General features: G+C 41.7%; 1 protein-coding gene. It reads right to left on the bottom strand.

All coding sequences use genetic code 11. The features are described 5' to 3' along the window. Positions 1-242 (bottom strand): ABC transporter substrate-binding protein (locus SB749_RS20615; protein WP_410711955.1); only part of this gene is annotated, 242 nt, incomplete at both ends.

Raw genomic sequence — 242 nt, 5'->3', positions numbered from 1 at the left:
CTAGTAAAGGTATAATAGCATGGCTGGTTGGGGTGCCCATGGCACCAAACAATGCATCGACTTTGTCGGAATAAATAAAAGTACGGGTATTATTAACAGTTTGCTTTGGTTCGTAATTATCGTTTGCAACTAGAAGTTGTACCTCCGCGCCATTTATTCCGCCGGCATTATTAACCTTGTTAAAGTAAATGCTACTGCCTTTATGCAATTGTAGGCCAATATTTTGAGCCGGTCCGCTAAGC

The sequence above is a fragment of the Brevibacterium sp. SIMBA_078 genome (assembly GCF_046534565.1).
Classification (GTDB): domain Bacteria; phylum Actinomycetota; class Actinomycetes; order Actinomycetales; family Brevibacteriaceae; genus Brevibacterium.
The sequence above is the reverse complement of the archived record's forward strand: the minus strand, read 5'-3'. Positions and strand labels throughout refer to the sequence as shown.